We start from the raw sequence: 16,377 nt of genomic DNA, 5'->3' as shown, positions 1-16,377 counted from the left end.
GCAAAATATCTCTCAAACTCTGATTTCTCCGTGCCGCGCCAGTTGCTTCTCCTGTCGGAGACGCTGCGCGAACAAGTCTCTTAACCGCAAGGGCGCACTGGCTTCTCTGTGCCTCTGCGGTTCGTTATTCCGTAACTCATGCGTAAGTCCTAAATGTAGAGTAGCGTAGGCAATGCCCACCGTAGGCATCGCTCCAAGGCTGAGATTCCCGACTTGTTAGAGAAGTTGGGAATCTTTTTCAATCTATAAAAGGATTCGTAAACCGCACGCCCTCAACCGTCGCACCTGATGCGAAGTCCTCAGTATAAACTTCTTCAATTTGGTTGAGTCGCGCCGTTGCCCAAATTTGCGCGTCCCAAAACCCGAAGTGATGGGTTTCCACACCGCGAATTGCTTCTAAAGAGATGAGCCGTGTAATATCAACGACATGGCAAGCAGCTAAATAGTTACGCATTCGCACTAGCGCCTCAGCAGGAGTTAAAAGCGAACGCCGAGTCCGGGTTGTGGCCATAAAAAACTCTCCCAACACTTGGGTACTAATTACCGCCTTACCAGAACGAATCAATTGGTCAGTAAGTGCGATCGCGCGTTCCTGTTTTACTGTATCCAGTGGGTCATAGATGTAAACGAGAATGTTGGTATCAAGTAAAATCCTACCGTTCATAAAGGTCTTCACGCTGCCAGTCCCGACCTCCAAGTTGAGCAGGTCGAGTTTTGATTTGATCAATAAATTCTCTTTCGGCTTCCCACATTGCAAGATTGGTTTGGGGTGCAGTTATTTCACCAAGATGAAGGTCAATAGCTTGGCGAATAATCTCTGCTTCACTTACACCCGCTTGTTGGGCGATCGCTTTTAGCAGATGTTCTTGATGCGGTTCAATATAAATTTGCTTACGAATTTTACTCGACACAATTTAAATTTTACATAATGTATACATTACATTATACATTACGTGCTAGTAAGGTGCAATCGCTCCAAGGCTGAGATTTCCAACTTCTCTCAGAATTCGGGAATCTTTATTTAATCTGTAAAATGATTCGTAAACCGCTAACTTGCGTGAAATTTTACCACCCTTCAGATGTACGGAATTTGTTCAAAACTCAAATAGGATTCCTATAGATAAAATCCTGTCACTGATAAATGAGGAATTTTTGAGCGGTGAAGCTTTTAAAACTGGGAGAAACTAAAACGGCGTTAGTGTCATTTTGAGCGGAACGCAGGGGAGAGAAAAATTTCACCCGATGTTTCGCTCCGTTCAAGATGACAATTTAAGCATTTATGCAAGAGGTCTAATCATGAAGGTGAGCATACCTATTGCCTTAATATCTAATTTTTTGGTTGCAATGGCAGCTATTTAATTACCTTAAAATTCTCAATTGTAAGATATCTTTCTTCATCAGCTATCTGACTGTTGTAATCGATATCAATTTGGGTTGGATAGCCGAATCTAGCATTGTACCGCACATTCAGACTGAAGGCTTTACGGTTGATAGCATCTTGAATCACATCAAACAGCTTAGGAATTGTGTTGTAATTTTGAAAGAATTCTGGATTAACTGGTTGACCTGTAGCTACAGAAGTGATGGAAGTTGTTTGACCATTACGTACTTCAATTACTACTGGCCCCCTAGCATCGCCTATACAAAAGCAACTATTGCTAAGTTCATAACTATAGTTGGAAATATTTTGCTGATTCCAGAAACGGCGATTAAATTCTAATCGCTTTTCTAATCGCCTTAAATTCAAGTTATTTTTCGTTGGCGATTGTGCTATCTCTATGGGAGATTGGGACATTACTGGTAGGTTCAGTCCGAAAGATAGCAATAACCCGGCACTGATAATAATAGGTAAACGCATATCAATCCCTTGAATTTCAAAAGTATTATGTATGTATTATATATTAATTCATCTACTTATTTAAGTACACTTTATATTTTGATTAAAATTCATCAGTGGGTAGCCAAGGGCAAATAGCAAATTTATGACTGTACGGAACTGGTTGGTGAGTGTAGTCTATAGCTAAATCAGATCCGATGCGTTGGCGCAGCCCGCACTTTGACAAAGCTCAGTAACCACCGTAAGCATCGGATACGTGCGAAAATATTTTCTCTATGCCGTAGAATCTTTACTGTAAAAAACAAATATGAATGATTCACAAACTTGGTATATTGTCAAGCATTCTGCTGGTAACTGCAAAATTGTCCCCACCAACAAAGCTGAAGACGATAATCTAGAGATTATAGAACAGTGGGGGCCTTTTAGTTCGCAAGAAGAAGCGATCGCTCGGCGTGTCGGACTTATTAGGGCTGGAAAGTGCCAACCAGTTTAAGTTAGGAGTTTGGAGTAAAGACGCGATTAATCGCGTCTGTACAGGAGTTAGGAGTTCACAATGATTGTTTTTATTCCTAACTCCTCAGTATTCACTCCTAACTTTATTCTTAACTCTTCATTTTTCTGCTGTGGCTGCGCCCTGAGCAGCAATTTTTTTACCTATCACGTCCACTGCTTTAGCAAATTGAGGGTCTTTTAGAGTGGCGAGTTTGTCACGTTCGTTGAGCCACAAATCCTGTCGCTGGGCATCTGTCAAATCCACTTTCACATCTGGATCAATACCATGCTTATTAATATCTCTATCATTGGGCGTATGGTATTTAGCAATTGTCACCGCTAATCCTGAGCCATCTTCTAGGGGACGTACCGATTGCACTAATCCCTTACCAAAGGTTTGAGTTCCCACCAAAGTAGCACGTTTGTTGTCCTGCAACGCTCCTGAAAGGATTTCGCTGGCACTGGCTGAACCTTTATCCACTAATATTACCAACGGTTTATTTGTCAGAGCGCGTCCGTTTGCCACTTCTCGCTCTCGTTCACCTTGGCGGTCAATGGTAGAAACAATTGTGCCTTTATTTAGCCACATCCGGGCAATGTCTACACTGGAGAAGAGTAAGCCACCTGGATTACCACGCAGATCAAGGATATATCCAGCTACCCGTTTGCTTTCTAAATCTTTGATAGCGGTTTGCATTTCTTTACCAGCATTGGCGCTGAACTGGTTCAGGCGAATGTAGCCAAGATTACCTGCTGGAGTTTTCTTTTGGGAAAATTTAACTGGATGAATTTCAATCCGCGCCCTTTTGATGTCAAACTGTTTTGTCTGACCATTGCGCTGAATCGTTAAGCTGACTTTCGATCCTGCTTCACCTCGGATTAGGGATACTGCCTGATTAGTATCCATCCCCTTGGTATTTTTGCCGTCGATTTTGAGGATGATATCTTTTGCCAAAACACCAGCTTTAAAAGCTGGTGTATCTTCGATTGGCGCAATTACAACCAATTGCTTGGTTTTTTCATCCTGGCTGATCGTGATCCCAATCCCTGTCAATTCTCCAGAGGTATCCACTTGCATATTCTTGAATTCCGCTGGGTCCATAAACCGGGTGTATGGGTCTTCTAGCTTTTTGAGCATTTCCCGAATGGACTTATACGCTTCCTGCGGATTACTGTAGGACTTGCTTAAATACTCCTTACGAACAGCCTGCCAATCTACCTGATTAAAAGTACCGTCTACATATTGACGTTGAACAATTTGCCAAACTTCATCTACTAATTCTTTGGGACTTGCTTTAAATAAAGCCTGACCTCGCGAATGAATGCCAAGGCTAGTAACAGCGATCGTGGAGAGTGTCACTGCCGTAGCACCCAAAACAAGCCTACTTTTTGTAATCACCATAATGACAGCTGCGTCAGAGGGAAAATATATAGTCAGTATGCTCAATCTAACACAGGCTACCACTGTACAGACCGAGTATGTATCCTTAATTTAAACAAAATACTTGACAATCAGACGAACTTGATGGTTGAAAGATACAAAATTTTTGGGAGTGGGGAGTGGGGAGTGGGGAATGGGGAATCGGGAATCGAAAATCGAAAATCGGGATTGGGCACAGGAGGCAGAAGGAAAATACTTACTGCAACTTCACCCCTGCTCCCTCATCCCCCACTCCCTACTCCCTACTCCCCACTCCCCTAACCCCTTACGGTTCTACCCAGCGTTCATCTCCCTTAATCAGGTTAATTAATTCCTCTACACCTTTATCTTCTGGGACTTTTTTTATTTCCTCTCTGCCACGATACAAAGAAATGTAACCAGGTGTTTTGCCAACATAACCATAGTCGGCATCCGCCATTTCTCCGGGGCCATTGACAATACAACCCATAACCGCTATATCAAGACCAGTTAAGTGTTTAGTGGCTTCCCGAACTTTGTGCAGCACTTCCTCTAGGTTAAACAAAGTGCGTCCACAGGAAGGACAAGCAACGTATTCCACCATCGTTTTTCGCAATCCCAAAGCTTGGAGAATGCTGTAACAGACGGGAATTTCTTTTTCTGGTGCTTCTGTAAGTGAGACGCGAATTGTATCGCCAATGCCATCAGCAAGTAAGGTAGCAATACCAGCCGTGGATTTAATTCGCCCGTATTCGCCATCACCTGCTTCCGTAACGCCTAAATGTAGGGGATAATCCATACCCAGTTCATCCATGCGCTTGGCTATAAGACGATAGGCGGCTAGCATCACTGGTACTCGTGAGGCTTTCATGGAAATTACCAAGTTGCGGAAATCCAAGGATTCACAGATGCGAATGAATTCTATGGCAGATTCCACCATGCCTTCTGGGGTGTCACCGTAGGTAAATAGCATCCTTTCAGCGAGGGAACCGTGATTTACCCCAATTCGCATCGATTTACCTTGATCGCGCAAAGAAACTACTAGAGGTTCTAAGGTTTCGCGGATTTTTTCGCCAATTTCGTCAAATTCGGCTTTAGTATACTCGGTTCGATTGACGTTGGGCTTTTCAAAGACATATAACCCCGGATTAATCCGCACTTTTTCTATGTGCTTGGAGACTTCCAGAGCGATTTTTAGTCCGTTGTGATGGACATCAGCCACAATGGGCACGTCTTGGTAAGTTTTTATTAATTTTTGTTTAATTTCTGCTAAAGCTTTAGCATGAGCCATACTCGGCACTGTGACACGGACAATTTCGCAGCCAATTTCGTGCAGACGACGAATACCAGCCACGGAACCATCAATATCAAGGGTGTCTTCGTTAATCATTGACTGCACTACAACGGGGTAGCCACCGCCAATGGTGACATTTCCCACCTTTACAGGACGGGTTTTACGCCGCTTGATAGTTGTATCAAAGGTAGGTTGACTGGATGTAGTATTTGAAGTATCTACTATGGGCAGAGTTTGCATAACCTGATTAGGTAAATTTGCTGTCGTTAAAATATCAGATTTGATAAATCTCTGTTTCCCAGATTGCCACAGCTAGGGCTTTTTTGAACGATTAATATAGAAAAAAAAGAAAAAAAGACAGGCAAACAAATAAAAAGCAATTCAAAGGTTTTGCTCATTTATAAAGATATATTGCTGAAAAATTCTTTTAACTGAGTAGCTTGAGTAGCGATCGCCCAGCGTTCAGCAGGAAAGCTTAAGGAAGCGATCACTTTATTCCTGAGTCATAAATACTACCAATACCATCGTAATTCTATGACCCAAACTGCAATACCTGTAATTCACTCAATTCCTGATGGTGCGGCTTTAATTACTACTGTACTCTGTGAGTATCCAATTCCCAAGCCTCATAGCTGTAAGTTATACAAACGAGGTCTAAACGATACTTACCTAGTGACAACCGAGAGAGAAAACTATATTTTGCGAGTTTATCGGCGTGGGTGGAGGAATAAAGAAGAAATTGATTTTGAACTGGAATTATTAGTATTTTTGCATGAGCAAAAACAGCCAGTTGCATATCCTATTGCTAAAAAAAAAATGGTAGCTTTACTACAAACATTTTAGCACCTGAAGGCGTGCGCTATATAGCAGTATTTAACTACGCACCTGGGCACGCAGTTGATGACAAGCTTGATAGCAAACAAAGTTATATCTTGGGAGAGGTACTGGCAAAAATTCATCAGAAACTAGACAATTTTAATAGCAGTTTTAGCCGTCCTGCATTAAACAACGAATACTTGCTCGATTGGTCAATGAGAGCAATTAAACATATCTACGAATATCGAAAAAATGATATCGATTATCTTCAAAAATAAATAAAAAAACTTCAAAGCCAACTTGCAGGATTTAAACTACATCTAACAGCACCTGAATATGGAATTTGTGTTGGAGATGTACATTCAGGAAATGCTCATTTTACAGAATAGAATGAACCTACTTTGTTTGACTTTGACCAGTGCGGCTATGGTTGGCGTGCTTTTGAGATAGCGAAGTTTTTGCACGTAGCGTTGAGGGTGAAGATAGATATCACAGTCAGAAACAGTTTTATTAAAGGATATCAAGCTATTCGTAAACTGAGTGAGGCTGAACTGACATCAATTCCTGTGTTTGTGAAAGCCGCTCATATTTGGGTGATGGGAATCAGCACAAATGTCGTTGGCGATGTTTTGCCTTATGGTTGGTTTACAGATGAGTGGTTAGATCAACGTTTGGCAATGTTGCGAAGTTTGGATGAGAGCGATAACTTCATTAAGCTTTGCTAACGCTAAATTTATGTTTTCATAAGTAAGTCGGTGCAAATAAATCGAACTATGTGTTTTGTAATGTAAAATTATTGTAATCGAGTTCGTAGTAAGGACTTTAGTCCTAAAAGAAGGACTGAAGTCTTTACTACAAACCTTTAATTATTTACGCCGTTTTACTTAATAAAAATATACTATTGAGTAAACAGATTACACACACCAGCAGCTAAATTAGACTTATCGCTAAATTCTTTGACGCCCATGCTAGAAAAAACATCTACATTCCAGAAAGCCATAGAAGCCGTAGAAGCATTAGATCCAGAAGCTCAGGCTATTCTTGTAAATATTATCCAAAAGCGCCTCAAACAACAGCGACGGGATGACTTATTAAAGGCGGTTGCAGAAGCTCGTGAAGCCTATGCTAAAGGGGAAGTACGTAGTGGAACTGTTGCTGATTTAATGGCGGAGTTAGATGATTGATGCAACTGCTATGGAGTGCAAGATTTATTCGAGATTTTAAGCGTTTAGCCCGTAGGAATTCAGAATTACGCTCTGTAGTTGAGCAAAGATTACAACAACTTGCTGAAGATCCGTTTTACCCTAGCTTGCGTACTCATAAACTTAAAGGGGATTTATTGGGTACATGGGCTTGTTCCATAGACTACAACAATCGTATTCTATTTGAGTTTGTTCCTCATCCCGATTCTGGGGAATTAGTAATTTCTTTATTGACCTTAGGTTCTCATGATGATGTTTACTAAGGTAACGCTAGACTTGAGAAAATTTGGGGATTGAAATCATAGATGTTATTACAGAATAAAAGCGGCTGTAATTATGAACACCCAAATAACCCCCCAACTACCAATTCCCCCACACTTTAACCCTGAAGAAGTGGGCGAAGTCTGGCGCGTATCTTACCAAGAACGTGCCGCCGAAGCTGAAATCTGGGCAAAACAACACGATATTAAACCTGCATCTTCTGATAAAAGCCGTATTTGCCTACTGTTAATTGATGTCCAAAACACCTTCTGCATCCCTGGATTTGAATTATTTGTAGGTGGAAAATCCGGGAATGGAGCAGTGGATGATAATGTCAGATTATGTGAGTTTATCTATCGCAACTTGGGAGTAATTACAAAAATTGTACCTACTTTAGATACCCACACAGCAACACAAATCTTCCATCCGATCTTTTGGGTGAACGCCGCCGGAGAACATCCCACTCCAGCAGCGACTAGCATCACCCCAGCAGATATTCAACAAGGTATTTGGAAAGTCAACCCAGCAGTTGCTGACACTGTTACTAATGGGAATTATGAATTATTAGAAAAACATACTTACCATTATGTTAAGCAACTAAGTCAAGACGGTAAATATCCCCTCACAGTTTGGCCTTATCATTCTATGTTAGGTGGTATTGGTCATGCTTTAGTTCCATCAGTAGAAGAAACGATATTTTTTCACGGTATTGCTCGTCAGAGTCAGACTCAATTTGAAATCAAAGGTGAGAATCCCTTAACAGAAAACTATTCTATTTTGCGTCCAGAGGTGTTGGAAGATTTTGAGCAACGTCCACTTGCCCAAAAGAACACGCGTCTGATTAAGCAACTTTTAGAATTTGATACTGTTATTATTGGTGGTCAAGCTAAAAGTCACTGTGTTGCCTGGACAATTGACGATTTATTAACAGAAATTAAACAGGTAGATGCCACCCTTGCTCAAAAAATCTATTTGCTAGAAGATTCTACTTCGCCTGTTGTTGTTCCCGGTGTTGTGGACTACACAGAACAGGCAGATGCAGCATTTACAAGGTTTGCAGAGGCAGGAATGCACATTGTAAAATCTAGCGAAAATATAGCATCTTTTTTTTAACGCAAAGGATCGCAAAGGTTTCGCAGAGGAACACAGAGATTTCCTTTGCGTTCCTTTGCGCTTTCCTTTGCGTTCCTCTGCGTTTCAAAACAAACCTCATTTCTTCAAATAACCCTTTGGATCTTGCGCTACCCAACCCAGAGATGAGCTAGAACGCACTTCAAAATGGAGGTGCGGTTGACTGGAGGTTGGTTGTCCACTAGTGCCTACTGTTCCCAGTAAGTCTCCTTTTTTTACTTGTTGACCAACTGTAACCTTGATACTGTCAAGCTGGGCATAGCGGCTTTGGAGTCCGCCACTATGGTTAATAATGACCAACTTGCCGTATGAACCTTGGTCATTAGCAAAGGCTATGGTTCCAGGCGCGATCGCTAGCACATCTGTACCAACTGGTGCTAATAAATCAACACCACTATGGAAGAAAACTTGACTTGTAGCAGGATTAATTTGCCAGCCGTAAGCTAATCCCACATTTGCCACTTCCTCCAAAGGATAGCCAGACAAGGATGCACGGTTTGGCGTACCTGCATTAGTAGGTAAAGCGGACTTAGTTACAACACCATTGGGCGACCAATTTACCCCCGGAACAAACACAATTCTGGGGTCTTGTTGGCAGCCATTCACTTCAAAAAGGCTATCAGCACGAACTTTGTATTGTGCTGCCACTTGTCGCCAAGTTTGACCGCGAGGTACTTCGACGACAATCCCATTGTAAGGAGGAATCTGAAGTACACTACCAACGGCTGCGATTGCACCGCTTTGCAAAGCTGGATTCATGCCGATAATAGTTGTAGGTATGAGATTGTAGCGCTGGGCTATGCTCTCTAGAGTTTCGCCACGAACAACTTTATGGCGTTGGAAGCGAGATAGGGCTGGAGTTGGACAACCACCCACAGCAGCGTTGGCGCTGTTGATGTTTGGCAGTATGGATACTAAGCTCAAGGCGCTAACTAAGCTACAGAGAAACAGTTGACGAAAGGGTAAAGTCATGTATACAGGTCAAGATCGCATTAACTTTAAATTTTAAATGGGAAAAGTGGGGAGTGGGGAGTGGGGAGTGGAGGGAGCAGGGGGAGCAGGGGAAGCAGGGAGACAAGAAGAATAACCAATGCCCAATGCCCAATCCCCAATCCCCAATCCCCAATTCCTCGTAAATTGATCTGTCCACTTGCCGTTAGCTTGACTACACTTAGAAATTAGCAACTGCATTTCTGTCCTTAAGCAGAATGATTATGAAGTTATCCTTAAAGCAACTGGCGGTTTATGTATTTTTACTGGCGTTTGGCTGTGGTGCAGGTTTATTTGGCAGTCGCTATCTCCTGCTCAAAAATTCTTCGTTCCAACAGTTAAAAAATGTAACAATGGCTTCGCCTCCAGAATCTGTAGTGCCAAATTCTTCTAACGGAGCGATTGGGGCTACTGGGGGCGATAATGTGAATTTTATTGCGACGGCAGTACAAAAAGTTGGCCCGGCTGTGGTGCGAATTAATGCCACTCGCAAAGTCGCCAATCCTATCTCTGACGCTTTGAAAAATCCCCTCTTGCGGCGATTCTTTGGAGAGGATGAGCAACCAATTCCCCAAGAACGCATTGAGCGCGGTACAGGATCGGGGTTTATTTTGAGCGAAGATGGAGAATTACTCACCAACGCTCATGTAGTAGCAGATACAGATACAGTACAAGTCACCCTCAAGGATGGTCGGAGTTTAGAGGGGAAGGTGGTAGGAGTTGATTCGGTGACAGATGTGGCGGTGGTCAAAATAAAAGCAGATCATTTACCGACAGTAAAGTTAGGCAATTCGCAAAACTTAATACCAGGACAATGGGCGATCGCTATTGGCAATCCTCTAGGTTTAGATAATACTGTCACTATCGGCATCATCAGCGCTACAGATCGCACCAGCACTCAAGTTGGTGTCCCAGATAAGCGAGTCAGCTTTATCCAAACTGATGCCGCAATTAACCCTGGTAATTCTGGTGGCCCCTTGTTAAACGCCCAAGGCGAAGTGATTGGTGTTAACACTGCCATCCGCGCTGATGCTCAAGGACTCGGTTTCGCCATCCCCATTGAAACCGCCGCCCGCATCGCCAACGAACTTTTTACCAAAGGGCGTGTGGAACATCCCTTCTTAGGTATTGAAATGGCAGACCTTTCTCCCATCAGAAAACAGCAGATTAATCAAGAAAATCAACTGAACATTCAGCAGGAAGCTGGGATTGTGATTAAAGGAGTCTCAGAGGATTCCCCAGCCAAGCGTGGAGGGCTGCTTCCTGGAGACGTGATTCAAAAAGTTAACGGTAAACCAGTCAAAATCTCAGCCCAAGTTCAGAAGCTGGTAGAGTCCAGCAAAGTTGGGGACATAATAGCTATCGAAGTCAACCGTAGCGGTAAAATTCAAACCTTCAAAGTACAATCAGGAGCTTATCCTGAAACGAAGTAGTCAAAATAATTCATAATTGATAATTCGTAATTCGTAGTTGCAAGACGCTGGCGGACTCGCTTTGGGCGTCGCTATCAGTGGAAGCTTGAACTCTCCACACATGTCTTGTTAACCACTGAATTTTTAATTTAGTGTGGGCTGCTATACCCTTTTTAATTACGAATTACGAATTACGAATTAGTACTTATTTGGTCAATAGTCCCAGAATATTTGACTACTGACTATTGATTATTGACCATTAGACAAATGCTCTAACTGCATTCTTTGTTCCATCTGGCGCAGAAAATACCCTGTCATCATGGCCGACGCTAGAAGCCCAGCTAAATTCTCCCGATCTGTTGTGATTTGCACGTTGAAACTTTCTGGCGGGAGCATTCCCACAAGCCCTTGGACATTTTGCGAGATGATTTGTTTAATTTCGGGGCTGGCGGACTGAGCAATCCTGGCTAAAACATCAGGAGACTGATGCTGTAGATATTTGAGTAACTGATTGGGGTATTGCTCAGAGTGGTCTGAAAGAAGTTGATTAGGGTGTTCCTCAGAGTTGTCATTTAAAAAGTCAGGATTAAACACCATTGGCAGTTTTATTTAGCTTAATTGCTAACTCTACTCTAAACCATAGTACAAGGGTAGCGCATTCACCACAGGTATAAGTCAAAAAGAGGGGGAATGGGGAATGGGGAATGGGGAATCGGGAATCGGGAATCGGGAATCGGGAATCGGGAATAATCAATAGTTCTTCTTCCCCTACCTCCCCTGCTCCCTCATCTCCCTGATCCTCCTCATCCCCCTCATCCCCCCACTCCCTACTCCCCACTCCCCACTCCCTCCAGTTCTAGTTCTAGTTGTTCTTCTTTCTGGCTAGTGGAAAGTATTTGGGGGAGTTGTTCGATTTGGAAATACTGATGAAATTTCGGGGTTACTTGGAGTGAATAGGAACGAGAATCGCTGTCTCGGCGCTTTCGGATGAAACCAAGTTCGACGAGTTCTGGAACGTGCTGATATACTCCTGAACCGCGCAGGTTAATCAAGTCACTCTGGAGTATGGGACTATTGAGGGCGATCGCAGCTAAAGTTCGCAATGCACCTACACCCAATTCTACTGGTATCATAGTTTGCACTAAGTCATGAAAATCAGACCGTAGTTGCAAACTGTAACCATCTGGGGTTTCTACCACCTCTAGGGCGCTATCTCGGTGGGCATAGTTGTCCATTAGTTCAATTATGCCTTCTTTGACACTGGCGCGATCGCACGCGGCATACTCGGCGATTTCGCCGAGCGACAAGGGTTTACCCTTTAAATAGAGAATTGCTTCTATCTTCGTCGCTGTGGCTGTAATCATTTAGTTATTGGTCATTGGTCATTAGTCATTGGTCATTAGCAGATGACAACTAACAATCAACAAGTGTGTGGCATTATATCCTAAATTGTCAAAATATTGTTTGAAACTCTCAAATGGGGCATGGGGCATGGGGCATTGGGCATGGGGCATGAGGCATGGGGCATTGGTTATTAATTCTTCTCCCTCATCCCCCTTATCCCCCTCATCTCCCTCACTCCCTCATCCCCCCACTCCCCACTCCCCACTCCCCACTCCCTCAAAAACCTCTTGTTGTGAGAATAAATTCTGCGATCGCTAAATCTTGGGGAGTTGTCACTTTTAAATTTGTCTCTTCTCCCTCGACAATTCGCACTTCAATACCGCACTTTTCAAATAGAGCGGCGTCGTCAGTTACTTCCCAACCTTGACGGACACCTTCAGCGTGGCACTGTTTCAACAACTTGACATCAAATCCTTGGGGAGTTTGTGCCGCCCATAATTGCCGTCTGTCGGGTGTTTTTTGAATTATGCCTTGTTCATCGACAACTTTGATGGTGTCTTTGACGGGTACACCAGCAATTAAACCGGGACAATGGCGAATGGCCTCGGCACAAGAGTTAAATAAATCTGGTGTGGCCAGGCATCTAGCCCCATCATGAATTAACACTTGTTCTGCGGCTATTGGTAGCGCCTGCAAGCCATTGTAAACAGATTCTTGGCGGGTGGAACCACCTGTAATCAATTCCACTGGTTTAGTCAGCTTCAGATCGGCGAGAATTGCGTTGAAGTCTGGCCAATCGGTAGGCTGAGAAATAATTCCGATCCAACTGATTGTACTGGCGGCTTCTGCGGCTAATAGAGTCCAGGCAATAATTGGTTGCGATCGCACGAGGAGTAGGAGTTTATTGCGGTTACTCCCCATTCTTTTTCCGATTCCCGCAGCTGGAATTAGTAAATACACAGAATTCCTCAATCTTTAAGCTATATATTTTCCCCTAAAATAGGGAGCGAGTAAGCGTCAATAAATATTATGCGAGTAGTAGCCCTTGTACCTGGCGGAATTGGCGACCAAATTCTCTTCTTTCCGACTCTAGATGACCTGAAGCGCAATTACCCTAACGCTCAGATAGATGTCGTTGTTGAACCCCGGTCAAAGGCTGCCTACCGAGTGAGCAAGTCAGTTCACGAGGTACTGCCCTTTGATTTTCAAGACCGTAATAGTCTGGCAGATTGGGGTAACTTGGTGGGGACAATTCGCGATCGCGAATACGATGTTGCCATTGCTGTTAAGCAAAATTGGTTGGTGGGTCTTTTACTCTGGTTGACAGGAATTACCACACGCATTGGCTACCAAGGCAAAGGAGCGGTTTTTCTTACCCACGCTGTCCCATTCAAACCATCCCGGTATGCGGCGGCATTATATCATGATTTGCTGCAACCATTAAGCATAAAAACCCCTGTTCCAGAATTAGCTGTAAATGTGCCAAAAACAGATATTGACTGGGCAGAAAAGGAACAAAAACGTTTAGGGGTGCATGAAACAGGCTATATCTTGATTCATGGCGGTTCTGGCCAGTTATCCCAGGCTAAAGAACTGGATAAAATCTACCCTGTCCAGAAGTGGCATCAAATTATTCAAAACTTCCAAGATAAGCAACCGGATCTGCCTGTGGTGGTGATTAAGGGAGTTGACGATGAGCAGTTTGTGCGATCGCTTCTGGGGTCTTCTCTAGATATCAAGGTGACTGCCCCAGATGATATTGGTAAGTTAGCTGCCATAATTGCCGGGGCAAATCTGATGTTGTCTACTGATAGTGCGGCACTACAACTGAGTGTTGCAGTCCAAACCTATACCATTGCCCTATTTGGGCCCACTGATCCAGCTAAGTTGTTGCCGAAAAACGATAAATTCCTGGCTATTGAATCCCCCACGGGAAAAACGGCAGATGTTTTACCAAACGCAGTTTTGGAGAAAATTTGGGGCGGCTAAACCAGCAGTTTGTCTCAACTTCTGCAATCAGTCTATTGGATATCCAATATAGTTATGCGTTTGTTGAATGGCCGCAAAACCTAGACGTGACAGCTAGATTTTGCGGTTATAGCGGTTCCCATTCAGATGCGGTACAACATTACATCGCAAGGTGTAGAGGCACGGCAGTGCCCATTGGTGTCAACTTAACGTGAAACCCTTGTCAAAACGTGATATTCAGTTCTCTGACTTCCCATCACGATCCGCGTTACCCCACCCTAACCCTCCCCTTTCCAAGGGGAGGGAACTGGATTTTCTTGTTTCCCCCCAATATATCGGGGGGATTAAGGGGGGTAAAACGCCTGTGGGATAAGCGTTTGAGTTTAAGTTGACACCAATGGGCAGTGCCGTGCCCCTACGGGTATACCTCACGTAAACGAGAACTCAGGATTAAAATATTTCAAAAAAAGCATCCTCTAATTCATAACCCAGCATTTGGGCCATAGACTTCAGCCGCGAGAGGCTGGGGATATTTTGTTGTTTGAGCCAATCACCTAAAATAAAGATTTTGTGCATCAAAAATATTTCTAAGGCTTCAGGATTGTACTGAATGCCTTCTTTGGAACTGAACTGGTGTGGTACAAGCATGGCGCTATAACGAGCAAATTCTCCAGCTTTCCAATCTAGTAAAAATGGCAACCAAGGGTATTTGGCATCTAGGCGCACAAACCACAGCCGCACCTCTGGAATTTCTGAGAGTTCCCGTGGGTCGCCAGGTTCGAGTTCATAATTGATATCAAAGCGTAGCTGCTGTTCATGGGATGCGGCCCCATCTTGCAGCAGTTCTTCAATCACCGTTGACGCAGGCGACAGATCCAGATTGTTAATGAAGTCATTATTGAGTGCGATCGCGATTGTCTTTGATTCAGCAGCCACTTTTTTGATGCTCAACTGTAGGATCGAGAATCTACAGTAGCAGCTTTCAGGGATTGACGCTAGATTAACCTTTAGAAATAAATTAGTATTTACTAATACTTTTTTTGCTGATAATTGGTCAACCTATAGCAGTCCTAAATCATTTGTGAAAATTATATATCTCTTTCTTCTTTCTTCCCTTTGCGCCCAAAGCCAATACTTTGCGGTTCGTTTTTTTATTTATATTTTTCACGAATCAAATAGGACTGTTATATACAAGGTCTGTATACAAGTCTGACCTTCTCTAATTTATTTGATACTTTTGCTTAATTTCCGCTCGTTATAACAAATATACATCTCGTTGCTAACCTTGATATGAGCAGATGGTGATGCCTGCGGTTTTTGCTAGCCTACGCCACTCACGTACACCAAATTTCTCCACTTAAATGTTACTTTCGTAATGGCGATAAATACTCGCATTTAACTAAAAAATTACTACACGATTAACATGGTGTGCCATTAGAATTAGCCTACTTGGGGCAGACGTTGCCTTTCCCAAGGTGGACATTTACAGCAATTTTAAGTTAAAGTTGTAATGAGTTTGTTTTAGATTAAGGTCTGACAAAGTAGCCGTCAATAAGCAAAAAAATCATTATCGCAACCTGTAACTTCCGCAGCATCAAAAGCCAAAACACAAGTACAGGTGAAAAAGTAGTATGCAATATCATTGCATATATTAAATAAGCAATAAACATTTAAATGGGAAAATTCCCTCAACAGTTAAGAAACTGTAATATGCAAAAAGAAACAATTTCTACAAAACCAATTCGTTCCCTAGAAGATGCGCTTGAGCAGTGCCAAATCTTGGGTATGCGCGTCAGCCGCCAGCGTCGCTTTATTCTGGAATTACTTTGGCAAGCAAATGAACATCTTTCTGCTAGAGAGATTTATGATCGCTTGAACCAACAAGGTAAAGATATCGGTCATACTTCTGTTTATCAAAATTTAGAAGCATTATCCAGTCAGGGCATCATTGAGTGTATTGAACGCTGTGATGGGCGTTTGTACGGCAATATCAGTGACTCTCACAGTCATGTAAACTGTATAGATACAAATCAAATTCTTGATGTCCATGTGGAACTGCCAGAAGAGTTAATCCGCAAAATTGAAGAAGAAACAGGAGTGCGGATTACTGATTACAGTATTAACTTTTTTGGTTACCGTAACCCGCAAGAGGGATAGGGAGCAGGGAGCAGGGGGAGATGAGGGAGCAGGGGGAGATGAGGGAGTGAGGGAGTGAGGGAGTGAGGGACAAG

23 protein-coding genes are annotated in these 16,377 nt (G+C 43.0%); 10 read left to right on the top strand and 13 right to left on the bottom strand.

The window, feature by feature from the left end; genetic code table 11:
- Nucleotides 1–12: 12 nt before the first annotated feature.
- The 4 genes from LC586_RS12885 to LC586_RS12870 all read right to left on the bottom strand — a co-directional run bounded on the left by LC586_RS12885 (nt 13) and on the right by LC586_RS12870 (nt 1,858).
- Complete coding sequence (locus tag LC586_RS12885; protein ID WP_229485102.1) at nt 13–189, bottom strand: hypothetical protein; 177 nt, start codon at nt 187–189, stop codon at nt 13–15.
- 49 nt (nt 190–238) lie between these two features.
- The gene (locus LC586_RS12880) at nt 239–664 is read right to left on the bottom strand and encodes a PIN domain-containing protein (RefSeq protein WP_229485100.1); all 426 of its coding nucleotides are present in this window, start codon (nt 662–664) and stop codon (nt 239–241) included.
- On the bottom strand, nt 654–911 hold the full coding sequence (locus LC586_RS12875) for a ribbon-helix-helix domain-containing protein (protein WP_229470660.1): 258 nt from the start codon (nt 909–911) through the stop codon (nt 654–656). Before LC586_RS12875 ends, LC586_RS12880 begins: the two co-directional genes overlap by 11 nt.
- A gap of 440 nt (nt 912–1,351) precedes the next feature.
- Nucleotides 1,352–1,858 (bottom strand): DUF6174 domain-containing protein, encoded by a 507-nt coding sequence (locus LC586_RS12870; RefSeq protein WP_229485094.1) that lies wholly within the window; start codon nt 1,856–1,858, stop codon nt 1,352–1,354.
- A 286-nt stretch (nt 1,859–2,144) separates the two neighbouring features.
- Between LC586_RS12870 and LC586_RS12865 the strand changes: the two genes are divergently transcribed.
- Nucleotides 2,145–2,330 (top strand): DDE transposase family protein, encoded by a 186-nt coding sequence (locus LC586_RS12865; protein WP_229485092.1) that lies wholly within the window; start codon nt 2,145–2,147, stop codon nt 2,328–2,330.
- Between the two features lie 117 nt (nt 2,331–2,447).
- Here LC586_RS12865 and ctpC read toward each other — a convergent pair whose 3' ends face one another.
- Together ctpC and ispG are read right to left on the bottom strand one after the other, a co-directional pair.
- Nucleotides 2,448–3,731: a carboxyl-terminal processing protease CtpC gene (gene ctpC / locus LC586_RS12860; protein WP_229485091.1), complete on the bottom strand. Its 1,284-nt coding sequence runs from the start codon at nt 3,729–3,731 to the stop codon at nt 2,448–2,450.
- A gap of 304 nt (nt 3,732–4,035) precedes the next feature.
- The gene (gene ispG / locus LC586_RS12855) at nt 4,036–5,262 is read right to left on the bottom strand and encodes a (E)-4-hydroxy-3-methylbut-2-enyl-diphosphate synthase (RefSeq protein WP_229485089.1); all 1,227 of its coding nucleotides are present in this window, start codon (nt 5,260–5,262) and stop codon (nt 4,036–4,038) included.
- 294 nt (nt 5,263–5,556) lie between these two features.
- Here ispG and LC586_RS12850 point away from each other — a divergent pair, with 294 nt between their 5' ends.
- The 6 genes from LC586_RS12850 to LC586_RS12825 all read left to right on the top strand — a co-directional run bounded on the left by LC586_RS12850 (nt 5,557) and on the right by LC586_RS12825 (nt 8,414).
- Nucleotides 5,557–5,865, top strand: coding sequence for a phosphotransferase (locus LC586_RS12850; RefSeq protein WP_229485088.1), 309 nt, complete (start codon nt 5,557–5,559; stop codon nt 5,863–5,865).
- An 11-nt stretch (nt 5,866–5,876) separates the two neighbouring features.
- The gene (locus tag LC586_RS12845) at nt 5,877–6,116 is read left to right on the top strand and encodes a hypothetical protein (RefSeq protein WP_229485086.1); all 240 of its coding nucleotides are present in this window, start codon (nt 5,877–5,879) and stop codon (nt 6,114–6,116) included.
- Nucleotides 6,117–6,239: 123 nt separating this feature from the next.
- Complete coding sequence (locus LC586_RS12840) at nt 6,240–6,563, top strand: protein kinase family protein (protein WP_229485084.1); 324 nt, start codon at nt 6,240–6,242, stop codon at nt 6,561–6,563.
- A gap of 240 nt (nt 6,564–6,803) precedes the next feature.
- Nucleotides 6,804–7,022 carry a hypothetical protein gene (locus tag LC586_RS12835; RefSeq protein ID WP_229485083.1) on the top strand — a complete coding sequence of 73 codons (219 nt, stop codon included), beginning with the start codon at nt 6,804–6,806 and terminating at the stop codon, nt 7,020–7,022.
- Complete coding sequence (locus LC586_RS12830; protein WP_229485079.1) at nt 7,022–7,303, top strand: type II toxin-antitoxin system RelE/ParE family toxin; 282 nt, start codon at nt 7,022–7,024, stop codon at nt 7,301–7,303. Before LC586_RS12835 ends, LC586_RS12830 begins: the two co-directional genes overlap by 1 nt.
- 73 nt (nt 7,304–7,376) lie before the next feature.
- Entirely contained in the window at nt 7,377–8,414 is a 1,038-nt protein-coding gene (locus LC586_RS12825; protein ID WP_229485066.1) for a cysteine hydrolase family protein, read from the top strand.
- A gap of 96 nt (nt 8,415–8,510) precedes the next feature.
- On the opposite strand, the gene LC586_RS12820 is transcribed toward LC586_RS12825, so the two are convergent.
- Entirely contained in the window at nt 8,511–9,404 is an 894-nt protein-coding gene (locus LC586_RS12820; protein ID WP_229485064.1) for a peptidoglycan DD-metalloendopeptidase family protein, read from the bottom strand.
- Between the two features lie 242 nt (nt 9,405–9,646).
- On the opposite strand from LC586_RS12820, the gene LC586_RS12815 reads away from it, so the two are divergent.
- Complete coding sequence (locus LC586_RS12815) at nt 9,647–10,855, top strand: HhoA/HhoB/HtrA family serine endopeptidase (RefSeq protein ID WP_229485058.1); 1,209 nt, start codon at nt 9,647–9,649, stop codon at nt 10,853–10,855.
- A gap of 228 nt (nt 10,856–11,083) precedes the next feature.
- Here LC586_RS12815 and LC586_RS12810 read toward each other — a convergent pair whose 3' ends face one another.
- The 5 genes from LC586_RS12810 to ispD form a co-directional block, all read right to left on the bottom strand.
- Nucleotides 11,084–11,431 (bottom strand): DUF760 domain-containing protein, encoded by a 348-nt coding sequence (locus tag LC586_RS12810; RefSeq protein ID WP_100902714.1) that lies wholly within the window; start codon nt 11,429–11,431, stop codon nt 11,084–11,086.
- Nucleotides 11,421–11,672 (bottom strand): hypothetical protein, encoded by a 252-nt coding sequence (locus LC586_RS12805; protein ID WP_229485056.1) that lies wholly within the window; start codon nt 11,670–11,672, stop codon nt 11,421–11,423. The genes LC586_RS12810 and LC586_RS12805 overlap by 11 nt, the downstream gene beginning before the upstream one ends.
- On the bottom strand, nt 11,662–12,198 hold the full coding sequence (gene scpB, locus LC586_RS12800; protein ID WP_229470682.1) for an SMC-Scp complex subunit ScpB: 537 nt from the start codon (nt 12,196–12,198) through the stop codon (nt 11,662–11,664). Before scpB ends, LC586_RS12805 begins: the two co-directional genes overlap by 11 nt.
- Nucleotides 12,199–12,219: 21 nt before the next feature.
- The gene (locus LC586_RS40595) at nt 12,220–12,348 is read right to left on the bottom strand and encodes a hypothetical protein (RefSeq protein ID WP_267921666.1); all 129 of its coding nucleotides are present in this window, start codon (nt 12,346–12,348) and stop codon (nt 12,220–12,222) included.
- Between the two features lie 106 nt (nt 12,349–12,454).
- Complete coding sequence (gene ispD, locus LC586_RS12795; RefSeq protein WP_229485054.1) at nt 12,455–13,138, bottom strand: 2-C-methyl-D-erythritol 4-phosphate cytidylyltransferase; 684 nt, start codon at nt 13,136–13,138, stop codon at nt 12,455–12,457.
- A gap of 69 nt (nt 13,139–13,207) precedes the next feature.
- On the opposite strand from ispD, the gene LC586_RS12790 reads away from it, so the two are divergent.
- Nucleotides 13,208–14,167 carry a glycosyltransferase family 9 protein gene (locus LC586_RS12790; RefSeq protein ID WP_229485045.1) on the top strand — a complete coding sequence of 320 codons (960 nt, stop codon included), beginning with the start codon at nt 13,208–13,210 and terminating at the stop codon, nt 14,165–14,167.
- Nucleotides 14,168–14,596: 429 nt separating this feature from the next.
- On the opposite strand, the gene LC586_RS12785 is transcribed toward LC586_RS12790, so the two are convergent.
- The gene (locus LC586_RS12785; protein ID WP_229485043.1) at nt 14,597–15,082 is read right to left on the bottom strand and encodes a CRR6 family NdhI maturation factor; all 486 of its coding nucleotides are present in this window, start codon (nt 15,080–15,082) and stop codon (nt 14,597–14,599) included.
- A gap of 774 nt (nt 15,083–15,856) precedes the next feature.
- Between LC586_RS12785 and LC586_RS12780 the strand changes: the two genes are divergently transcribed.
- Nucleotides 15,857–16,303: a Fur family transcriptional regulator gene (locus LC586_RS12780; RefSeq protein WP_229485035.1), complete on the top strand. Its 447-nt coding sequence runs from the start codon at nt 15,857–15,859 to the stop codon at nt 16,301–16,303.
- Nucleotides 16,304–16,377 lie beyond the last annotated feature (74 nt).

Origin of the sequence: Nostoc favosum CHAB5714, assembly GCF_020829495.1 — a bacterium.
Lineage (GTDB): Bacteria > Cyanobacteriota > Cyanobacteriia > Cyanobacteriales > Nostocaceae > Nostoc > Nostoc favosum.
Note: the sequence above shows the minus strand (reverse complement) of the source record. Positions and strands in the feature narration are given on the sequence as shown.